Annotated in this window: 14 protein-coding genes; 7 read left to right on the plus strand and 7 right to left on the minus strand. The window is 59.1% G+C overall.

From position 1 onward, the window contains the following. Nucleotides 1–93: 93 nt before the first annotated feature. A complete protein-coding gene (locus tag AB7M29_RS19340; protein WP_454247580.1) occupies nt 94–774 on the plus strand; it encodes a glutathione S-transferase family protein in 681 nt (226 codons plus the stop codon). 82 nt (nt 775–856) lie between these two features. Here the strand turns inward: AB7M29_RS19340 and AB7M29_RS19345 are convergent, their stop codons facing one another. After that, entirely contained in the window at nt 857–2,131 is a 1,275-nt protein-coding gene (locus AB7M29_RS19345; protein WP_201062145.1) for a glucarate dehydratase family protein, read from the minus strand. Continuing rightward, entirely contained in the window at nt 2,128–3,525 is a 1,398-nt protein-coding gene (locus tag AB7M29_RS19350; protein WP_454247581.1) for an MFS transporter, read from the minus strand. The genes AB7M29_RS19345 and AB7M29_RS19350 overlap by 4 nt, the downstream gene beginning before the upstream one ends. 106 nt (nt 3,526–3,631) lie before the next feature. Between AB7M29_RS19350 and AB7M29_RS19355 the strand changes: the two genes are divergently transcribed. Next, nucleotides 3,632–4,534, plus strand: a complete 903-nt coding sequence (locus tag AB7M29_RS19355; RefSeq protein WP_123721814.1) for a LysR substrate-binding domain-containing protein — start codon at nt 3,632–3,634, stop codon at nt 4,532–4,534. A gap of 76 nt (nt 4,535–4,610) precedes the next feature. Here AB7M29_RS19355 and AB7M29_RS19360 read toward each other — a convergent pair whose 3' ends face one another. Further along, nucleotides 4,611–4,940, minus strand: a complete 330-nt coding sequence (locus AB7M29_RS19360) for a hypothetical protein (protein ID WP_052963785.1) — start codon at nt 4,938–4,940, stop codon at nt 4,611–4,613. Between the two features lie 241 nt (nt 4,941–5,181). Here AB7M29_RS19360 and AB7M29_RS19365 point away from each other — a divergent pair, with 241 nt between their 5' ends. Then, entirely contained in the window at nt 5,182–6,606 is a 1,425-nt protein-coding gene (locus AB7M29_RS19365; RefSeq protein ID WP_454247582.1) for a homospermidine synthase, read from the plus strand. 36 nt (nt 6,607–6,642) lie between these two features. Here AB7M29_RS19365 and AB7M29_RS19370 read toward each other — a convergent pair whose 3' ends face one another. Continuing rightward, the gene (locus AB7M29_RS19370) at nt 6,643–7,347 is read right to left on the minus strand and encodes a phosphoribosyltransferase (protein ID WP_052963787.1); all 705 of its coding nucleotides are present in this window, start codon (nt 7,345–7,347) and stop codon (nt 6,643–6,645) included. An 82-nt stretch (nt 7,348–7,429) separates the two neighbouring features. After that, nucleotides 7,430–8,317 carry a universal stress protein gene (locus AB7M29_RS19375; protein ID WP_123721812.1) on the minus strand — a complete coding sequence of 296 codons (888 nt, stop codon included), beginning with the start codon at nt 8,315–8,317 and terminating at the stop codon, nt 7,430–7,432. 367 nt (nt 8,318–8,684) lie between these two features. On the opposite strand from AB7M29_RS19375, the gene AB7M29_RS19380 reads away from it, so the two are divergent. Further along, nucleotides 8,685–9,908, plus strand: coding sequence for a DUF3422 domain-containing protein (locus tag AB7M29_RS19380; RefSeq protein WP_217856009.1), 1,224 nt, complete (start codon nt 8,685–8,687; stop codon nt 9,906–9,908). A gap of 174 nt (nt 9,909–10,082) precedes the next feature. Continuing rightward, complete coding sequence (locus AB7M29_RS19385) at nt 10,083–12,269, plus strand: TonB-dependent siderophore receptor (protein ID WP_454247583.1); 2,187 nt, start codon at nt 10,083–10,085, stop codon at nt 12,267–12,269. 204 nt (nt 12,270–12,473) lie between these two features. On the opposite strand, the gene AB7M29_RS19390 is transcribed toward AB7M29_RS19385, so the two are convergent. Then, nucleotides 12,474–14,561: a TonB-dependent siderophore receptor gene (locus AB7M29_RS19390; protein WP_454248734.1), complete on the minus strand. Its 2,088-nt coding sequence runs from the start codon at nt 14,559–14,561 to the stop codon at nt 12,474–12,476. 389 nt (nt 14,562–14,950) lie between these two features. Between AB7M29_RS19390 and AB7M29_RS19395 the strand changes: the two genes are divergently transcribed. Beyond that, nucleotides 14,951–15,997: an aromatic ring-hydroxylating oxygenase subunit alpha gene (locus AB7M29_RS19395; protein ID WP_217856013.1), complete on the plus strand. Its 1,047-nt coding sequence runs from the start codon at nt 14,951–14,953 to the stop codon at nt 15,995–15,997. Continuing rightward, complete coding sequence (locus AB7M29_RS19400; RefSeq protein ID WP_217856014.1) at nt 15,994–16,944, plus strand: PDR/VanB family oxidoreductase; 951 nt, start codon at nt 15,994–15,996, stop codon at nt 16,942–16,944. The genes AB7M29_RS19395 and AB7M29_RS19400 overlap by 4 nt, the downstream gene beginning before the upstream one ends. A gap of 11 nt (nt 16,945–16,955) precedes the next feature. On the opposite strand, the gene AB7M29_RS19405 is transcribed toward AB7M29_RS19400, so the two are convergent. Beyond that, on the minus strand, nt 16,956–17,669 hold the full coding sequence (locus tag AB7M29_RS19405; protein WP_038983134.1) for a GntR family transcriptional regulator: 714 nt from the start codon (nt 17,667–17,669) through the stop codon (nt 16,956–16,958). Nucleotides 17,670–17,750 lie beyond the last annotated feature (81 nt).

The following is a 17,750-nucleotide window of genomic DNA, read 5'->3' on the forward strand; positions in this document are numbered from 1 at the left end:
AAGTAGGCTAGCTTGAAAGTGGCGGCCCTGACGCCCTGCCGACATCCGTCTATGATTGTTCATTTCCCCCTCCATCCATCGAGGCGTTGGAAGATGTCACTGACCCTTTACTACCATCCGCTGGCATCGTTCTGCCACAAAGTACTCATCGCGCTCTACGAAAACGGCACCGAATTCGAGAGAAGGATCATCGATCTGGGGGACGCTGCCGACCGCGCAGAACTTCAGGCATTGTGGCCAATCGGAAAGTTCCCGATTATTCGTGACCATGCACACCAGCGGGATCTGCCGGAGTCCAGCATCATCATCGAGTACCTGGATCGGCTGTATCCAGGCACGCACAGACTGATTCCAGACGATTGGGAGAGCGCGCTGGAGGTCCGGTTATGGGATCGTTTCTTCGACCATTATGTACAAGTGCCATTGCAACAGATTGTCAGTGATCGCCTACACGCGACCAACGGCGATTTGAGCAGAGAGCGGTCCACGCTGGAAACGGCGTACGGCATGCTCGATCGCCGGATGGCGTCCAGAACCTGGGTGGCCAGCCTGGAGTTCAGCATGGCCGATTGCGCCGCCGCCCCGGCACTTTTTTATGCCAGGACGCTCGTGCCATTCCCTGACGACTACGGCCACTTGAACGCCTATTTCGAGAGATTGGTACAGAGACGGTCATTTCAGCGGGTGATTGACGAAGCCAGGCCGTGGTTTTCGTTCTATCCGTTTGCGGAGGCCCTTGAGCAGCGGTTTCGCCAGGCGCCGGACAACGCATGAGCCGCGATCCATAGCCTTCGCGCCTGATACCAGTCGGCTCGAAGCGCGAAGGACAGTCATCGATTTGTTCGGGAATGCGCGATCAAAACCGCGGTTTGATCGTCTTCCAGTCCGGCTTGTAACGCTGCATCTGCTTCACGTCATCGCGCTGACGAATGCCGCACGTCAGGTATTGATCATGAAGTTTGCCCAATTGATCGTGATCCAGCTCAAGACCCAACCCTGGCGCACGAGTGATTTTCACGCAACCATCGACGATGGGTAGCTTGCCGCCCTTGATCACCTCTTCGTCCGGTTCCTGCCAGGGGTAATGGGTGTCGCAGGCGTAATCGAGGTTGGGCACCGAGGCGGCGACATGCGCCATGGCCATCAGGCTGATGCCCAGGTGCGAATTGGAATGCATGGACACGCCAAGGCCGAAGGTGTCGCACATTTTCGCCAGCGCCTGAGTGTCGCGCAGGCCACCCCAGTAATGATGGTCGGCGAGCACGATCTGCACGCTGTTCAGGGCCACGCTGCGGCGGAACTCATCAAAGTCAGTGACCACCATATTGGTCGCCAGCGGCAGACCGGTGCGTTTGTGCAGTTCGGCCATGCCGTCGAGGCCCGGCGTCGGGTCTTCGTAATATTGCAGGTCATCGCCCAGCAGTTCTGCCATGCGAATCGAGGTTTCCAGCGACCAGTTGCCGTTCGGGTCGATGCGCAGCGGATAACCGGGAAAAGCTTTTTTCAGCGCCTTGATGCACGACACTTCGTGCTCCGGCGGCAGTGCCCCGGCCTTGAGTTTGATGCTCTTGAAACCGTAGGCCTCGATCATGCGCCGAGCCTGGGCGACGATCTGCTCTTCGTTCAGTGCTTCGCCCCAGCTGTCCGGTTTGTACGGTGAATCGATGTGTTGCGCGTACTTGAAGAACAGATAGGCACTGAACGGCACTTCATCACGAATCGCCCCGCCCAGCAGGTCCACCAGCGGCACATTCAGGGAATGCGCCTGTAGATCGAGAAACGCCACTTCGAACGCCGAATATGCGTTGCTTACTGCTTTGCTGGCGTGAGAACCGGGCGCCAGTTCCGCACCGGCGATGCTCGGGGTTTTGTTTGCCGCCACGGTGGCCTGCACGATGGCGCGCAACTGGTTGAGGTTGAACGGGTCGAGACCGATCAGCTGATTTTGCAATTGCTGTTGAATCGCCAGCGCCGGGGCGTCGCCGTAGCTTTCGCCCAAGCCGATGTAGCCGTTGTCGCTCTCGATCTCGATGATCGAGCGCAGCGCGAAGGGTTCGTGAATGCCACTGGCATTGAGCAGCGGCGGATCACGGAAGGCGATGGGGGTGACGGTGACGCGTTTGATTTTCAAGAGGCAGCTCCCTTTGGCTCGGTATTCAAGGCTTGATGACTGACAGGTTTTTTCGGTGCCGCGGCGTCGACCGGTTCACCGGTGAGCGAACTGCGCGTGTCGCCACGTGGTGCAGTGCGGGCAAAAAAGATCACCACGGCCGCGACCAGCGAAGTGGCCGCCAGGCCGTACAAACCGCCTTCGATAGAACCGGTGGTCTGTTCCAGGAACCCGAACGCGGTTGGCGCCACAAAGCCGCCGAGATTGCCGATGGAGTTGATCAAAGCGATTACTGCCGCAGCGATGCGCGCATCCAGATAGCCTTGGGGAATCGGCCAGAACAACGCCGAAGCCGCCTTGAAACCGATGGCCGCAAAACAAATGGCGACGAAGGCGAAGATCGGCCCGCCGGTGGTTGACATGAACATGCCGAACGCGGCAATCACCAGCGTCACGGCCACCCAGGCCTGCTGGTATTTCCATTTACTGGCCATGGCGGCGAAGCCATACATCGCCAGGATGGAAATGATCCACGGGATCGAATTGAACAGGCCGACCTGGAAGTCGCCCAGGTTACCCATCTTCTTGATCATGCTGGGCAGCCAGAACGTGGCGCCATAAATCGTCAGGGCGATGGAAAAGTAGATAAAGCAGAACAGGGCAATCTGCCGGTCGGCCAGCAATTTGAACATCGACGGTTTGACCGTCTGCACGGCTTCGCGAGCCTGCTGTTCCAGGGCAATGGCGCTTACCAGTGCGTCCTTTTCTTCGACGCTCAGCCATTTCGCCTCGCGTGGATGGGATTGCAGCCAGAACCAGACAAACCCACAGAGCACGATGGAAGCAAAGCCTTCAATCAGGAACATCCACTGCCAGCCATGTAGGCTGAGACCGCTGACGTGCAGCAGCGCACCGGACACCGGACCGGAAATCACCGAGGCAATGGCCGAACCACTGAGGAAAATCGCCATGGCCTTGCCCCGCTCGGTCGACGGTAGCCATTGGGTGAAGTAATAAATGATGCCGGGGAAAAACCCCGCCTCGGCGGCGCCGAGAATGAAGCGCAGTACATAGAAGCTGGTTTCGCCACGCACGAAGGCCATGGCCATCGCCGCCGCGCCCCAGGTGAACATGATGCGCGTCAGCCAGGCGCGGGCACCGTAGCGTTGCAGCAACATATTGGACGGTACTTCGAAGATCGCGTAACCGATGAAAAACAGCCCGGCGCCCAAGCCATAGGCCGCGGCGCCAATGCCCAGGTCGGTTTCCAGGTGGCTGCGCACGAAGCCGATGTTGACCCGGTCGATGTAGTTGACGATGAACATCACCACAAACAGCGGCAGCACATGGCGCTTGACCTTGGCCGCTGCTCGGGCGAGGACTGTCGGGTCCGGCGGACTCTGATGGGTATTCAAGGGGCGACTCCCGTTCATTGTTTTTTTAGGGGAGAACCGATCATGGACGCGCCTATTGATCCCGTCTAATCTAACTTGGCACTCGATTGATACCCGGATTAGATCAATGTTCGAACTGACGCAACTGCGCTGCTTCACCACCGTGGCCACCGAACTCAACTTTCGCCGAGCCGCCGAACGGTTGAACATGACCCAACCGCCTCTTAGTCGCCAGATTCAATTGTTGGAGCACCACCTGGGCGTCGAGTTGTTCACCCGCAGCACGCGCAGCGTCGCCTTGACCGCCGCCGGTCGCGCCTTCTTCATCGAAGCGCAGAACCTGCTGGAGCGCGCTCAGCAAGCCGCCGTGACTGCCCGGCGTTTCGCCGAAGGCGACATCGGTACGGTCAATATCAGCTTCGTCGGCAGCGCGGTGTACGAATTCCTGCCCAAGGTCATCGCTGAAGCCCGGCTCAAACAGCCTCAGGTCAAAATCGATCTGTCGGAGATGAACACCTACCAGCAGCACGAGGCCCTTCGCGCCCGCCGGATCGATCTGGGCATCGTTCGCGCGCCGTTGCTGGAGCCGGGCTATGCCACCGAATGCCTGGTGCGTGAACCCTTCGTATTGGCCGTCCCGCACAATCATCGGCTGGCCAGCGCCGAAACCGTGTCCGTCAAAGACCTGGACGCACAACCCTTCCTCATGTACTCCCATGCGGCTTACCCGCCGTTCAACGAACTGCTGACCGGCATGCTCCGCTCGGCCCGCGTCGCCCCGGAATATGTGCAATGGCTCGGCTCGTCCCTGACCATCCTGGCTCTGGTGAACGCCGGAATGGGCCTGGCCCTGGTGCCGCGTTGCGCCACCAGTGTCGTGTTCAAGAACGTTGTGTTTCGCGATATCGATCTGGGGGAAGGCGTGCAGAGTGAGCTGCACTTGATCTGGCGCGAGAACAACGACAACCCGGCGTTTGCGATGTTGCTGGAGGGGATTCGAAAAGCTGTCAGAGAGGGGTGGGGATTGTGAGTTGTCGGCGTATGTTACGAGGGACCCCCCGTAGGAGCAGCCTTCGGCAGCTCCTACAAATTAGCCGCCCTCCAGGCTACCGTTGCGCCAGTTCATGCTTGATGCATTGCTCGTAATACGTTTGCTTGATGTCGGAAGGCTTGAGGCGTGAGGGACTGTTATAGGTTTGTTCCGTGATCCCCATGGCTGTCATGCGCATCCACGGCCGGGGAAATTTGCGCGCTTGCAGTTTCCTGCGTGCCCCGTAAAGCGTGAGCCCGGAAAGCTTTGACGCTTGTGCGCCGGCAGCTATGTCCGAGCCCCAGCTGCAGACGAAACGACTGTTCTTGCTCAGGTCTTTTGCCTGAGCCTCAAGCGAGAGAGTCACCAGGACAAACGTTGCAGCCATCCATACCAAAGTCCGCATATCGCCAATGCCTAACCTTCTGAAAAGAAAGCAAGTTTGACAACGAAACGGACATCGGGGGGCCAGCAGTTCGCCTCATTCTCATCTGTTTTTTTGTTCTCGATCGGCACAGCAGAGTCTTCTTGACGGTGCCCGAAACTTTTTTGAGCTTTAACCGAGCCTTGCAGTCTCTAGATTGAGAGCGGCGTGGTTATCGACAGGTCATTTGCGGCGAACGCGCGGTCAGGCGGTGGAGGCATCGATGTCAGATCTTGAGCATGTCATTCAGCCCTTTAATGCCAGGTTGGTGATGATCGGCTCTGGCTGTATCGGAAAAGGCGTACTCCCGCTGCTATTGCGCCATCTTGAGATTGAACCGCAGCGACTGTTGATCCTCAGCCCCGATGACGATGGACGTTTGCTCGCGCAGGAATTTGGCGTCTCCCACCAAGCCGAGCAACTGGACCAGAGCAATTACGAGGCGGTGCTGGACCCTCTTTTGAGCGCTGGCGATTTCCTGCTCAACCTCTCGGTAGGTGTATCGAGCCTGTCCCTGATTCAGTTCGCCCAACGTAAAGGTGTGCTGTATCTGGACACCTGTATCGAGCCGTGGGAAGGCGGTTATGTCGACCCCGATAAATCCCTGTCCGAAAGATCCAACTATGCATTGAGGGAAGCGGCGCTTCAGCTTCGGGGTGAAAGTGCGCAAGGTCTGTCCACCGCCATGTTGACCCACGGTGCCAATCCGGGGCTGGTGTCCCACCTGGTCAAACAGGCACTGGTCAACCTCGCTGAAGATTTGGGTGACACAACGCCCCTGCCCGCTTCTCGTGAAGAATGGGCGCAACTGGCCAGCCGACTGAATATCCGCTGCATCCACATCGCCGAACGCGATTCGCAGTATTCATCGCAACATAAAATCGCCGATGAATTCGTCAACACCTGGTCCGTGGACGGTTTCATCAGTGAAGGCAGCCAACCGGCGGAGTTGGGTTGGGGCAGCCATGAGAAGGCGCTTCCCGAGGACGGCTATTACCACGCCTTCGGGTGCCAGGCCGGGATCTATCTGCAACGCCCCGGTGCCTCCACGCGGGTTCGCACCTGGACACCCTCGACGGGACCAACCCATGGGCTGCTCGTGACCCACAACGAAGCCCTGTCGATTGCCAACTACCTCACCCTTGGCCAGGGAAGGCAGCCGACTTACCGTCCGACCGTCCACTACGCCTATCGGCCCTGTGACGATGCCTTGCTATCGATGTATGAACTTGCCGAGCGCAACTGGAACCCCCAGAGCGGCGAGCGCCTGCTCGACGACGAAATCCTCGACGGCAGTGACGAACTCGGCGTGCTGCTGATGGGGCATGCCAGAAACAGTTATTGGTATGGCTCGCGCCTATCGATCCAGCAAGCCCGGGCTCTATGCCCCTATAACAGCGCCACTAGCCTGCAAGTGACGGCGGGAGTGCTGGCCGGCGTGATCTGGGCGATTCGCAATCCTCAACGCGGCATTGTCGAACCGGATGAATTGCCCTTCAGGGAAATTCTGCAGATTTGCCTGCCCTACCTGGGAACTGTAGAAGGCATTTATTCCGACTGGACGCCGCTTACCGGACGTCACTCACTGATGCCCGAGCAGACCGATGAATCCGATCCATGGCAATTCGTGAACGTCAGGATTACTTGAAAGCCTGACGTGGTTTATTCCACGCCAGGCAACGGCTCAAATACCGGAACCGTTCTGAAATGAGTCGCCCGAACCGGACTCTCTTTGCCACGCCCGATGCAGAAGATCGATGACTTCTTCGTCCGATGTCTGCGAAAAATCCGTGTACCAATAGCCGATCGAAATCAGCCAATCAGGGATCAGCGGGCAGATCAGCTCGTCCACTTCGTCGCGCAACGCCTCTGCCGTCTCAAGAGGTGCCACCGGCACGGCAACGACGATGCGAGAAGGCGCTTGCAGGCGCACGGCCTGTATCGCGGCCATCATCGTAGCCCCCGTCGCCAGGCCGTCATCGATCAGAATCACCACCTGATCCTTGAGCGCCACAGGTGCGCGCGATGCCCGGTATATACGCTCGCGACGCAATAATTCCTGGGTTTCTCGTGCAGTAACACCATCGAGCGTGCGTTGATCGATACCGTTCGCCCTCAGTACATCGTCATTGACAATTCGTATGTCGCCGCTGGCAATCGCGCCCATGGCGAGTTCCTGATGAGACGGTACTCCCAGCTTGCGCACCAGCATCAGGTCCAGGCGAACCTCCAGGGCCGTGGCCACTTCATAGGCGACCGGAACGCCGCCACGGGGCAAGGCAAGGACGATGACATCGGCTCTTTTAGCGTATTTAAGCAACGGTTCCACCAGGCCTCGGCCGGCATCAACCCGGTCATGCAAGATGGTTTGCAATGAAGGACTAGTCATTTGAAAACCTCCCTGGGGCGGGAGCCCCAAAAAACGGGCGTTCGTTTGACGGCGGCCATCATTCCAATAGGGACGTCCGCCCCTAGACCGCCAGAATGCTGCAAGGCACCTGGTACAGAATATGTTCCGTCGTGCTGCCAAGCAGCCGCTCCAGACCACGGTATTGAGCTCTGCCCATCACGATCACATCCACTTGATGCTCATTGGTGAATTCGCTCAGTACTGAGACAGGGTTCCCCATGATGAAATGCCGACAGTCAGCGGTCACACCGAACCGAGCGGCCAACTGGAGAAAAGACTTTTCCAGGTCGCTGCGCAACTCTCGGGTAAGCTCCGCGAGCGTCAGACCGCCGTCCATATCCGCCAGAAAGGCTGCCGAAATGTCACACGCGTACAGCAGATGCAGTTCGGCATTGCACTGCAGCGCAAGGCTCGACGCCTGCAGGATGATCCGGTCATTGAGTTCATTGTTCGAAGGCTCGGTGTCTGACACGTCAACCGCGGCCACCACTTTCTGCGGCAAGGCATGGCATTCACCCCCCACCAGATAAACCGGGACCGGGCAATGGCGCAACAAACGCCAATCCAGCGGCGTGAAGAACGCGCGCTTGAGCACGGGTTCATGCTGCACTTGCTTGATCAACAGATCGGGCTGCATTTGCGTGACGTGGTCAAGGATGTCCTGACGCATGTTATCGGCCCATGCGACTTCGGTTGTCACCTCGATCCCCCGGCCTCGCATCTTTTCCGCCTGCTCATCGAGCCAGTCGCGGTGCTCCTGCAGGTAGGTCGCCCGGGCCATTTTGCGGTCGCCTTCTTCGAGCAGCGACAGAATGTCCAACGAGGGAATCAGGCCGGCAATGTGCAAGCTCGCCCCGCTGGCCTTGGCCAGGGCGGCGCCATGGTTTATCGCAGGCGAATGGCGCAGCAGCGGGTTGATGATCAGCAATAACCGTTGATACTGGCTCATGATCTGACTCCAGACAGGTTGATCCTCGACGCCGGCTCGAGAATCCAGCATCAGGCCCAGACTCCGCCATTAAAGCCTCTTAAGCGTTGATTTATATCAATTCCTTGAATGAGGCATTGCAGGGGCCACTTGAGAAGAATAGTTCACAACGGTGCTGTGCATCTCGTGCCGGACTCATCCGTGATGGCCGTTCGCCTGAAAAGGTAGCACCGCTGATGTAGGCGGATACTCCGCCTTCGCGGGCAAGCCCGCTCCCACAGGTTCCGTGCTTGGCTGATTGGCATTGGGCACCGCCAGGTTTTGTTTGTGACTCAGGTATTCGTCATCCTGTCCCAAGAACAAACAACTCCAACATGGCCCAAACAGCATGCATCCGCAAAGACTGATCCTGCACAACGAGTTGCACGCGCGCCCTTCTCTGTATTTCGACGAGCCCGCCCATGTATTTCATATGGCGTTTCTGGCGAATGACGGGCAGTGCGACACTCTGCTGAGTCGCTGCTGCCCCGGCCCGGTCGACCCGGATGCGGCCCAGGGCATCACCGAGCTGGAGGGCCATGCCTTGAAGTGGGAGCGGCACGCGGAGTTCCTGACGCTGACGCTGGTGGTGCCCTCCTCCAGTCACGAGCCATGCTGGAGCCCGCCACCCAGAGCCTTGATGGACCGGGTCGAACCCTTCATGCAGCACATGATCAACGCTGTGCAGATTGTGGTGCGCACCGATACATCCTTCTCTGGCAATCTGTCTGTTTATGGATTCAAAGATCCTAGCGGCTCTTGCATCGGTGGTGGCGATGCGACGGTCTGGAGCGATTTTCGCCTGAGCGCCGACGGCACCAACCGTTTCCTGTTCATTAACAAACGCCTGAATGCGTATCGGCTGGGACGGATGATCCGCCGCCTGCTGGAAATCGAAACCTACCGAATGATGGCTTCGCTTTCACTCATCACCGCGAAAGCCTTGAGCACTCAGCTCAACGTCTTCGACAAAACTCTGGTAAACCTCTCGGAACGTAACGCCGGCCCCGATACCGCAAATGCGAAAGCGTTGCTGACCGACATTGCCAACCTGTCAGCGCAGGTGGTCAGCAGCAGCGCAAAAACCCGACACCGCTTCAGCGCCACCCAAGCCTATGCACAACTGGTTTTCGAACGTTTGGGCGAACTGCGCGAAAGCCACGTGGGTGATTGCCAGCGACTGGGTATCTTCATCGAAAGACGCTTTAAACCCACGGTCAGATACTGCGCCGTCACCGAACAACGCCTGGAGCAACTGGCCGAAAGCGTGGCCAACCTCGGGGACTTGTTGCAGGCCCGTGTGCAGGTCGAAATGGAAGAGCAGAACTCGGAAATCCTGAAGAGCCTGAACGCCCGCGCCGATACTCAAATCAAAATCCAGCGCGCGGTCGAAGGCTTGTCGATTATCGCCATCACCTATTACTTGTTGAGCCTGTTCAAGCTGCTCTACTCGGGATTGCACGTCATGGGCGCGGACATTTCCGCGAGAGACGCCATGCTGGCCATGACCCCGATCGCGCTCTGTGTCCTGCTGTTTATTTTGATCAGGATCAGGAAAGCCAAAGAACATTGACCCACCGTAAAGCGCCCCTGCGCGATAATTGCCGTATGCGCCAGGGGCCATGCACTACCAGCCCCCAGGGCACACATCGCCTTTTCCAGTTTTAACCGACTCTTTCCTGAAGCGCACCCGGGCATCTATGCCCGGTATTCGCCAGCCCGGGAGCGCAGTCGTCGAGGAGTTTTCATGGATATGCTTTACCGGACCTCCCGCGAGGGAGTGCCCGCCCCGCGGTTCGCGTTCAATCCCCTGAACCTGGGCCTGCTGCTGGCCAGCGCGATGCCTTCGGCCTGGGCCGCCACCGAACTGCCGGCGGTGACCGTCACCGGCGAAGACACCTCCAGTTATCAGGTCGAAAGCGCTTCGGTCGGTGGTTTCGAAGCGGCGCCATTGCTCGATACGCCGGCCTCGATTTCGGTGGTCAATGAAGCCTTGATCAAGGATCAGCAAGCGCGCCTGCTCAGCGAAGTTCTGCGCAACGACGCCTCGGTGGGTGAAAGCTACGCGCCGGTCGGTTACTACGAAAACTTCGTGGTGCGCGGTTTTTCCCTCAACTCCGCCAGCAGCTACAAGATCAACGGCCGCACCATCACCGGCGAGCAGAACGTCGGGCTGGAAAACAAACAGCAGGTGGAGGTGCTCAAGGGCCTTTCCGGCCTGCAAAGCGGCGTCAGCGAGCCCGGCGGGCTGGTCAACTATGTGACCAAGCGGCCCGCTGATGTGCGTTCGGTCACCGTATCCACCGATGATCGCGGCAGCGGTTACCTGGCCACCGACGTCGGTGGCTGGTTCGGCAGCGAACAACAGTTCGGCCTGCGTGCCAACGTGGCCCATGAAGACCTGCATTCCTACGTCGAACACACCAATGGCCAGCGCGATTTCGCCTCGCTGGCCTTCGACTGGAACATCAGCCCCGATGCGCTGCTGCAACTGGATGCCGAGTACCAGACCAAGGAACAGCGCTCGGCACCGGGTTATCAATTGCTCGGCGGTTCCAGCCTGCCGCACCATGCCTCGCCGAAGAAGCTGCTGGCACACCAGAGCGGTTCGGAGCCGGTTACCACCGACGCGCTGAACCTCAACGGCAACTTCGAATACCGCTTCAGCGACCAGTGGAAAGGCAATCTCAGCGCTTCGCGCAGCCGGGTGGTGATCGATGACTACAGTTCGTTCGCCTGGGGCTGCTATGGCTCCGCCACTTGCGCCAGCGCGGCAGTGCCGAACTACTTCAGCCCCGAGGGCGACTACGACATTTACGATTTCCGCAGCCCCGACGATACCCGCCGCAACGACGAGGTGCAGGCCACCCTCAGCGGCCGCTTCGAAACCGCCGGCCTGGGCCATGAACTCAGCGTCGGGACCAGCGCGTTCCGCCGCGTGGTGGACAAACGCGACGCCATCAACCAGATGATCGGCAGTGCCAACATCAACAGCGAGCCGGCTGATTTTGCTCGCTACGACGGGCCGCTCAACGATTCCTATCGACGTCTGGACAGCCGTCAGTACGGGTTGTTCTTCAATGACCGGATCAGCTTCAACGAGCAATGGCAAACCGTGCTCGGCGGGCGCGAAGTGCGCCTGGATGAAGAGACCTTCGACAGCCAGGGCGACACCACCCGGCACACCCAGCGCTATGTGTTCCTGCCCCAGGCCGCACTGATCTACAAGCCGCTGCAAAACCTGTCGCTGTACACTCGCTACAGCAAGGGCCTGTCCCTGGGCGGCGAAGCGGCGTGGTTCACCACCAATGCCTTTGAAATCCTAGCGCCCACCGTGTCGCGACAAATCGAGGCCGGCATCAAATACGACTGGCAGCGCATCAGCCTGGCCGCGGCGCTGTTCCAGATCCGTCAGGCCTATCAGTACTCGCGACCGAATGACGACGGCACGTTCACGTTCACCCAACAGGGCGAACAGAAGAACACCGGGCTGGAGCTCTCGGCCAATGGCTGGGCCAGCCAGCGTCTGCAGATTTCTGCCAGTGTCGCGGCGATCCGCGCGCGGGTCACCGACAGCGGCACGCCAGCTTATGAAGGCCACCAGACGATCAACGTTCCGACCTTGCGCGCCAGCCTCTACGGCGACTATGCCCTGCCCTGGTTCGACGGCCTGGCGCTGCTCGGCGGAGTGCAGTACAGCGCCAGCAAGTACGCCAACCGCCAGGGTGAAGTGCAGACCAGCGCCTACGCCATCTTCAACATCGGCAGCCGCTACAGCACGCGCATCGACGGTTACGACACGGTGTTCCGCCTGACCGTGGACAACCTGTTCGACAAACGCTACTGGCGTGATGCCGGTGAGTACATGGGCGATGGCTACCTGTTCCAGGGCGCGCCATTGACCGCGCGGCTGAGTGCCTCGATCAACTTCTGAGTCACCGGAACGAAAGAAGAGGTCGAAGCCTGATGGTACGGAACCTGTGGGGCGGGCTTGCTCGCGAAAGCGTCAGGTCAGCCAACACTGATGGTGACTGACACATCGCCTTCACGAGCAAGCCCGCTCCCACATTTTGAATTGGGTTGCGCCGGCTACTTGGGCTCGACACACAGCCCAAGCATCGCCGTCAATGCACAGGGGTCAGAATGTCACACTGGCGCTGAGGCGTGCCGTGCGCGGCTCGCCGACATTAACCTGCAACTGGCTGCCGGTGGAGGACGGGTAGTACTGTTTGTCGAACAGGTTGTCGACGTTGAATTGCAGCGAAGTCTTGTACCCGAACATCGGCGATTCCCAACGCACGAAGGCATCGGCCACGGTGTAGCTGCTCAACCAGAAATCGTTGGCGTTGTTCGCCGCACGCTCGCCGACGTAACGCGCGCCAGCACCGGTATGCCAGGCTCCGAATTCCGCAGGGACGTTCAGGTGATGCGTGAGGTACAGGCTCGCGGTGTGCTTCGGCGCGTTGGCGAGGCGGTGACCTTCGTCATCTGGATCGTCGAGGATTTCCGTGTGGGTGTAAGCGTAGGTGCCGATCAGGTCCCAGCGCTCGGCCACACGCCCGGTGATGTCCAGTTCCAGGCCCTGCGAACCGACCTTGCCCGCCGCCTCCGAGAGGCTGACACCATTGATCGTCTGGCTGGTCACGACGTTTTTCTTGACGATGTCGAACAGCGCAAGATTGATGTTCAGCCCCGGCAGCGGGTCGTACTTCGCGCCGACCTCGTAGCTGCGGCCCTCCTCCGGATCGAAGGTGTGGCCGGCATCGTCGACATCGGTATTGGGCTTGAATGAACGGCTGTAGTTACCGTACAGCGACAAGGTATCGGTGGCTTTGTAGACCAGGCCCAGAAACGGAACGAAAGCATCTCCGTTATCGTCACGGTTCACGGTGTAGCTGCTGCCACGGCCCTGATCGCTGTACTGATCGTAATGTTGCTGGCGACCACCGAGGACCAGGATCCAGCGGTCATCGAGGTGCCAGTTATCCTTGAAGTACACGGAGCTTGAGGTCAGCTGGTTGCTCAAGTCGCTTTGGGCAGCACTGACGAGACTGGGCTCGGCCAGACGACCATAAACCGGCGATGTGATGTCGAAGCCTGACCGAGCCGTATTACGGTAGGTTTTGCCGCGGAATTGGTCGGACGCTTCAGTATCCGCGCCGACCAGCAGGTCATGGCGTTGGCCGAACAGTTCCTGCTGACCGATGAAATCCCAACTGGCGTAGCGGGTCTCATCGTCGTAGTGAGCGCCGTTGGCAGCACGTCGCAGATTGTTGCCGGTCAACGAACTCGGCTGGGCAATCGAGAGGCTGTAGCGGTCGTTGTTCCAGCCGTAGGTAACGCGGGTTTTCCAATCGTCATTCAACTGATACTCGAAACGCGCGGTGGCCACTTCACGAATACCGACGCTTTTGGCCCATTTTTCGTCGAGGCGCTTGTCGTAGTCGATGTCCGCCGGATGACCGTTGGTGAACACGGTGCCGCGGTCGAAGGGATTGGAGTATTCGTTGTACTCGTAGCTCAGCGTCAAGCTGGCACGGTCGCCGGTCCAGCTCAGCGACGGTGCGACCAAAGTGCTCTCATTCACGCCGTAGTTGCGCCAGTAATCTTCATGGCCGCGTTCAGTAATCAGGCGATAGGCCAGGCCCGTATCTCCCATCGGCCCGGTGGTATCCACCGCCATGGTGCCGCCGCCTTCGCTATAGGCCGAGCCGCTCAGGGTCGTGCTCTGGGTGTATTCAGGCTTCTTGCTGATCACGTTGATCAATCCGCCGGGCTCCAGCGCACCGTACAGCATCGAAGCAGGCCCTTTGAGCACTTCGACACGATCCGTCGTGGCGCTGAAGTTGTGCCCCAGATTGGAACGCACGCCATCGCGCAGGATCGAGCCGTCATCGTTGGTACCAAAACCGCGCTTGACCAGCGAGTCCCGGGAGCCGCCCAGAGTGTTGCCCTGACTGACGCCGCTGACGAACTTCATGGCGTCGGCCAGCGAGCGCACCTGATAGTCGGCCAGGGTCTGCTGGGTGACCACATTGATCGATTGCGCCTCTTCCTTGATCGGCACATTGCTTTTGCTCGCCGTGCTGGCTTGAGAAGTGGTGTAGCTAGTGTCTTGGCTGACGCGGCTCGCCTGAATATCAGTGGTCGGCAGTTCGATGGCTTCCTGTGCCCATAAAGGACTGGCAAACATGACGCAGGAGAGTGTTGGCAACGCGTGTTTCATGAAGACCTTGCGGCGGGCAAAGGGGTGAGGATGGCTCAAGACGTCGCGCTCAATGAGTTAGTAGTAATGATTCTCATTGTATGATGCGACGTATTTCCAGTAAATACCCTCAGTATTATTAACTAACGAGTTATTAATCCGCCCCCTGGATGATGGTTTGTGAGTCACCAACCGTCAGCATCAACTCAAGCCCGGAGCGTTTTTCGACAAGGCCCGTGCCGAAAAAAACAACCTTCCTCTGCGGTATCCATCTGATCGACCGACCAATCGTCACAAGCCGACCAATGGATCCACTAAATCGTTAACAAACAGAATCAGTTTGACAAACACCCTATAAATCACCATTAATGGATCCACTAAATAACAACAAACAGCCTTGGAGAATCTCCATGTACCCCAAGAACACCTGGTACGTCGCCTGTACGCCCGATGAAATCGCCGACAAGCCGCTTGGCCGTCAGATCTGTGGTGAGAAGATGGTTTTTTACCGCGGGCATGAAGGCAAGGTGGCAGCTGTCGAGGACTTCTGCCCCCATCGCGGCGCACCGCTGTCTTTGGGCTATGTGGAAAACGGAAATCTGGTGTGCGGCTATCACGGCCTGGTGATGGGCTGCGACGGCAAGACCGTGGAAATGCCCGGGCAACGGGTTCGTGGCTTTCCGTGCAACAAGACATTCGCCGTGGTCGAGCGTTACGGATTTATCTGGGTCTGGCCCGGCGATCAGGCGTTGGCCGACCCGGTGCTGATCCATCATCTGGAATGGGCGGTGAGCGATGAGTGGGCCTATGGCGGCGGCCTGTTCCACATCCAGTGCGACTATCGCCTGATGATCGACAACCTGATGGACCTGACTCACGAAACCTACGTCCACGCGTCCAGCATCGGCCAAAAGGAAATCGACGAAGCACCGCCGGTGACCACGGTCGACGGCGACGAGGTAGTCACTGCCCGTCACATGGAAAACATCATGGCCCCGCCCTTCTGGCGCATGGCCCTGCGCGGCAACAATCTGGCCGACGATGTACCGGTGGACCGCTGGCAGATCTGCCGCTTCACCCCGCCCAGTCATGTGCTGATCGAAGTCGGTGTGGCCCATGCCGGAAAAGGTGGTTATCACGCCCCTCAACCGTTCAAGGCGTCGAGCATCGTCGTCGACTTCATCACGCCGCAAACCGAAACCTCGATCTGGTACTTCTGGGGCATGGCGCGCAATTTCAACCCGCAGGATGAAGCCTTGACCGCGAGCATTCGCGAGGGTCAGGGCAAGATTTTCAGCGAGGACCTGGAGATGCTCGAACGCCAGCAACAAAACCTGCTCAGCCATCCCCAGCGCAACTTGCTCAAGCTCAATATCGACGCCGGCGGCGTGCAGTCGCGCCGTGTTCTGGAGCGCCTTATCGCCCAGGAACAAACGCCGCAGGAGTCAATGGCATGATCGAAGTGCTGGTGGTATCCCGCAACAACGAAGCCCAGGACATCTGCAGCTACGAGCTGGCCAGTGTCGATGATCGACCGCTACCGACCTTCAGTGCCGGCGCGCATATCGATGTGCATCTGCCTGGCGGCTTGATCCGGCAATATTCCCTGTGTAACCACCCCGAAGAACGTCATCGCTACCTGATCGGCGTGCTCAAGGACCCGACCTCTCGCGGTGGCTCACTTACCATGCACGAGCAGATCCACCCCGGCACGCGGCTGTCTATCAGTGAGCCGCGCAACCTGTTTCCGTTAACCCATGAAGCCACGCGCAGCCTGCTCTTCGCCGGCGGTATCGGCATTACCCCAATCCTCTGCATGGCCGAGCGCCTGGCCCACAGCGGCGCAGATTTCGAGCTGCACTACTGCGCCCGTTCGCGAGAGCGCGCGGCCTTTGTCGAACGCCTGCAACACTCGGCTTTTGCCCACCGGGTGTTCCTGCATTTCGATCAGGAGCCCGACACTGCGTTGGACGCGGCCAAGGTCCTGGCCACGCCACACAATGACGTTCATTTATATGTGTGTGGCCCCGGTGGTTTTATGCAGCATGTGCTGGACACGGCCAAGGCCAAAGGCTGGCAGGAGCAATGCCTGCATCGCGAGTACTTCGCCGCCAATCCCGTCGACACAGGCGCCGATGGCAGTTTCTCGATCAAGGTCGCCAGCAGCGGCCAGGTCTTCGAGGTGCCGGCCGACAAGAGCGTGGTTCAGGTGCTGCAAAACCAGGGCATCGAGATCGCCATTTCCTGCGAACAGGGTATTTGTGGCACCTGCCTGACTCGGGTTCTGGAGGGTGTGCCGGAGCACCGTGACCTGTTCCTCACCGAGGATGAACAGGCCTGTAACGACCAATTCACCCCTTGCTGCTCGCGCTCGAAAACGCCGCTGCTGGTGCTGGATATCTGAAAGAATCGCGCCTATTCCGAGCGGAGAATGACCTTCATCCGCTCTTCGGCCGTCGCCGAGCCGAAGATCTCGGCATAACGTAACGTGGCGTTGGCGTGCTCGCGCATGATCGCTTCGGCACGCGCACCCTGGCGGTTGACCAGGGCGTCAAACACCGAATGGTGTTGCATGTGGGCGTAGTTGAAGCGTCGGTATTCCCGGACCATGTCGTTGCGGTCCACTGCCAGAGCTGTTACCGAAGCGAAGGGTAAATGATCATTGCGCGCCAGTGCATCGGCGATCGCCGGGTTGTGGCTGCCTTCAACAATCACTTCGTGAAAACGCATGTTGAGATCGTGATAGACCTCCAGGTCCTCGATGGTCACAAACCCCTTGTCGAACAGCTGATCGCCCTGCATCAGGCACTGTTCAAGGGTCGCGCGGGCCTCGTCCGATAGCCCGCGCTCGGCGGTCTGACGCGCCGCCAGGCCTTCAAGGACACCCCGCACTTCAACCGCACCGGCAATGTCGTCGGGGCTGACCGAGCGCACCTGAAACCCGCGCCCGCCAAAGCGCACCAGCAAGCCTTCCTGCTCCAGTGTGCGGAACGCCATGCGCACCGGCATTCGCGAAACACCGAACAATTGCGCCGTGGGAATTTCCATCAAGCGCTCGCCAGCCGCCAGCTCGCCCGAGGCGATCATCTTGCGCAACGCGACCAGCACCGTTTGACCGGGCTTACTCATCCAGGCAATTTCCAGAAAAGGTGGGTCTGCATAGTAACGCAAGACAGTGACGCAAGGATTAGGCTGACTGCAGCAAAGACC

Source organism: Pseudomonas sp. F-14 TE3623 (assembly GCF_053629015.1).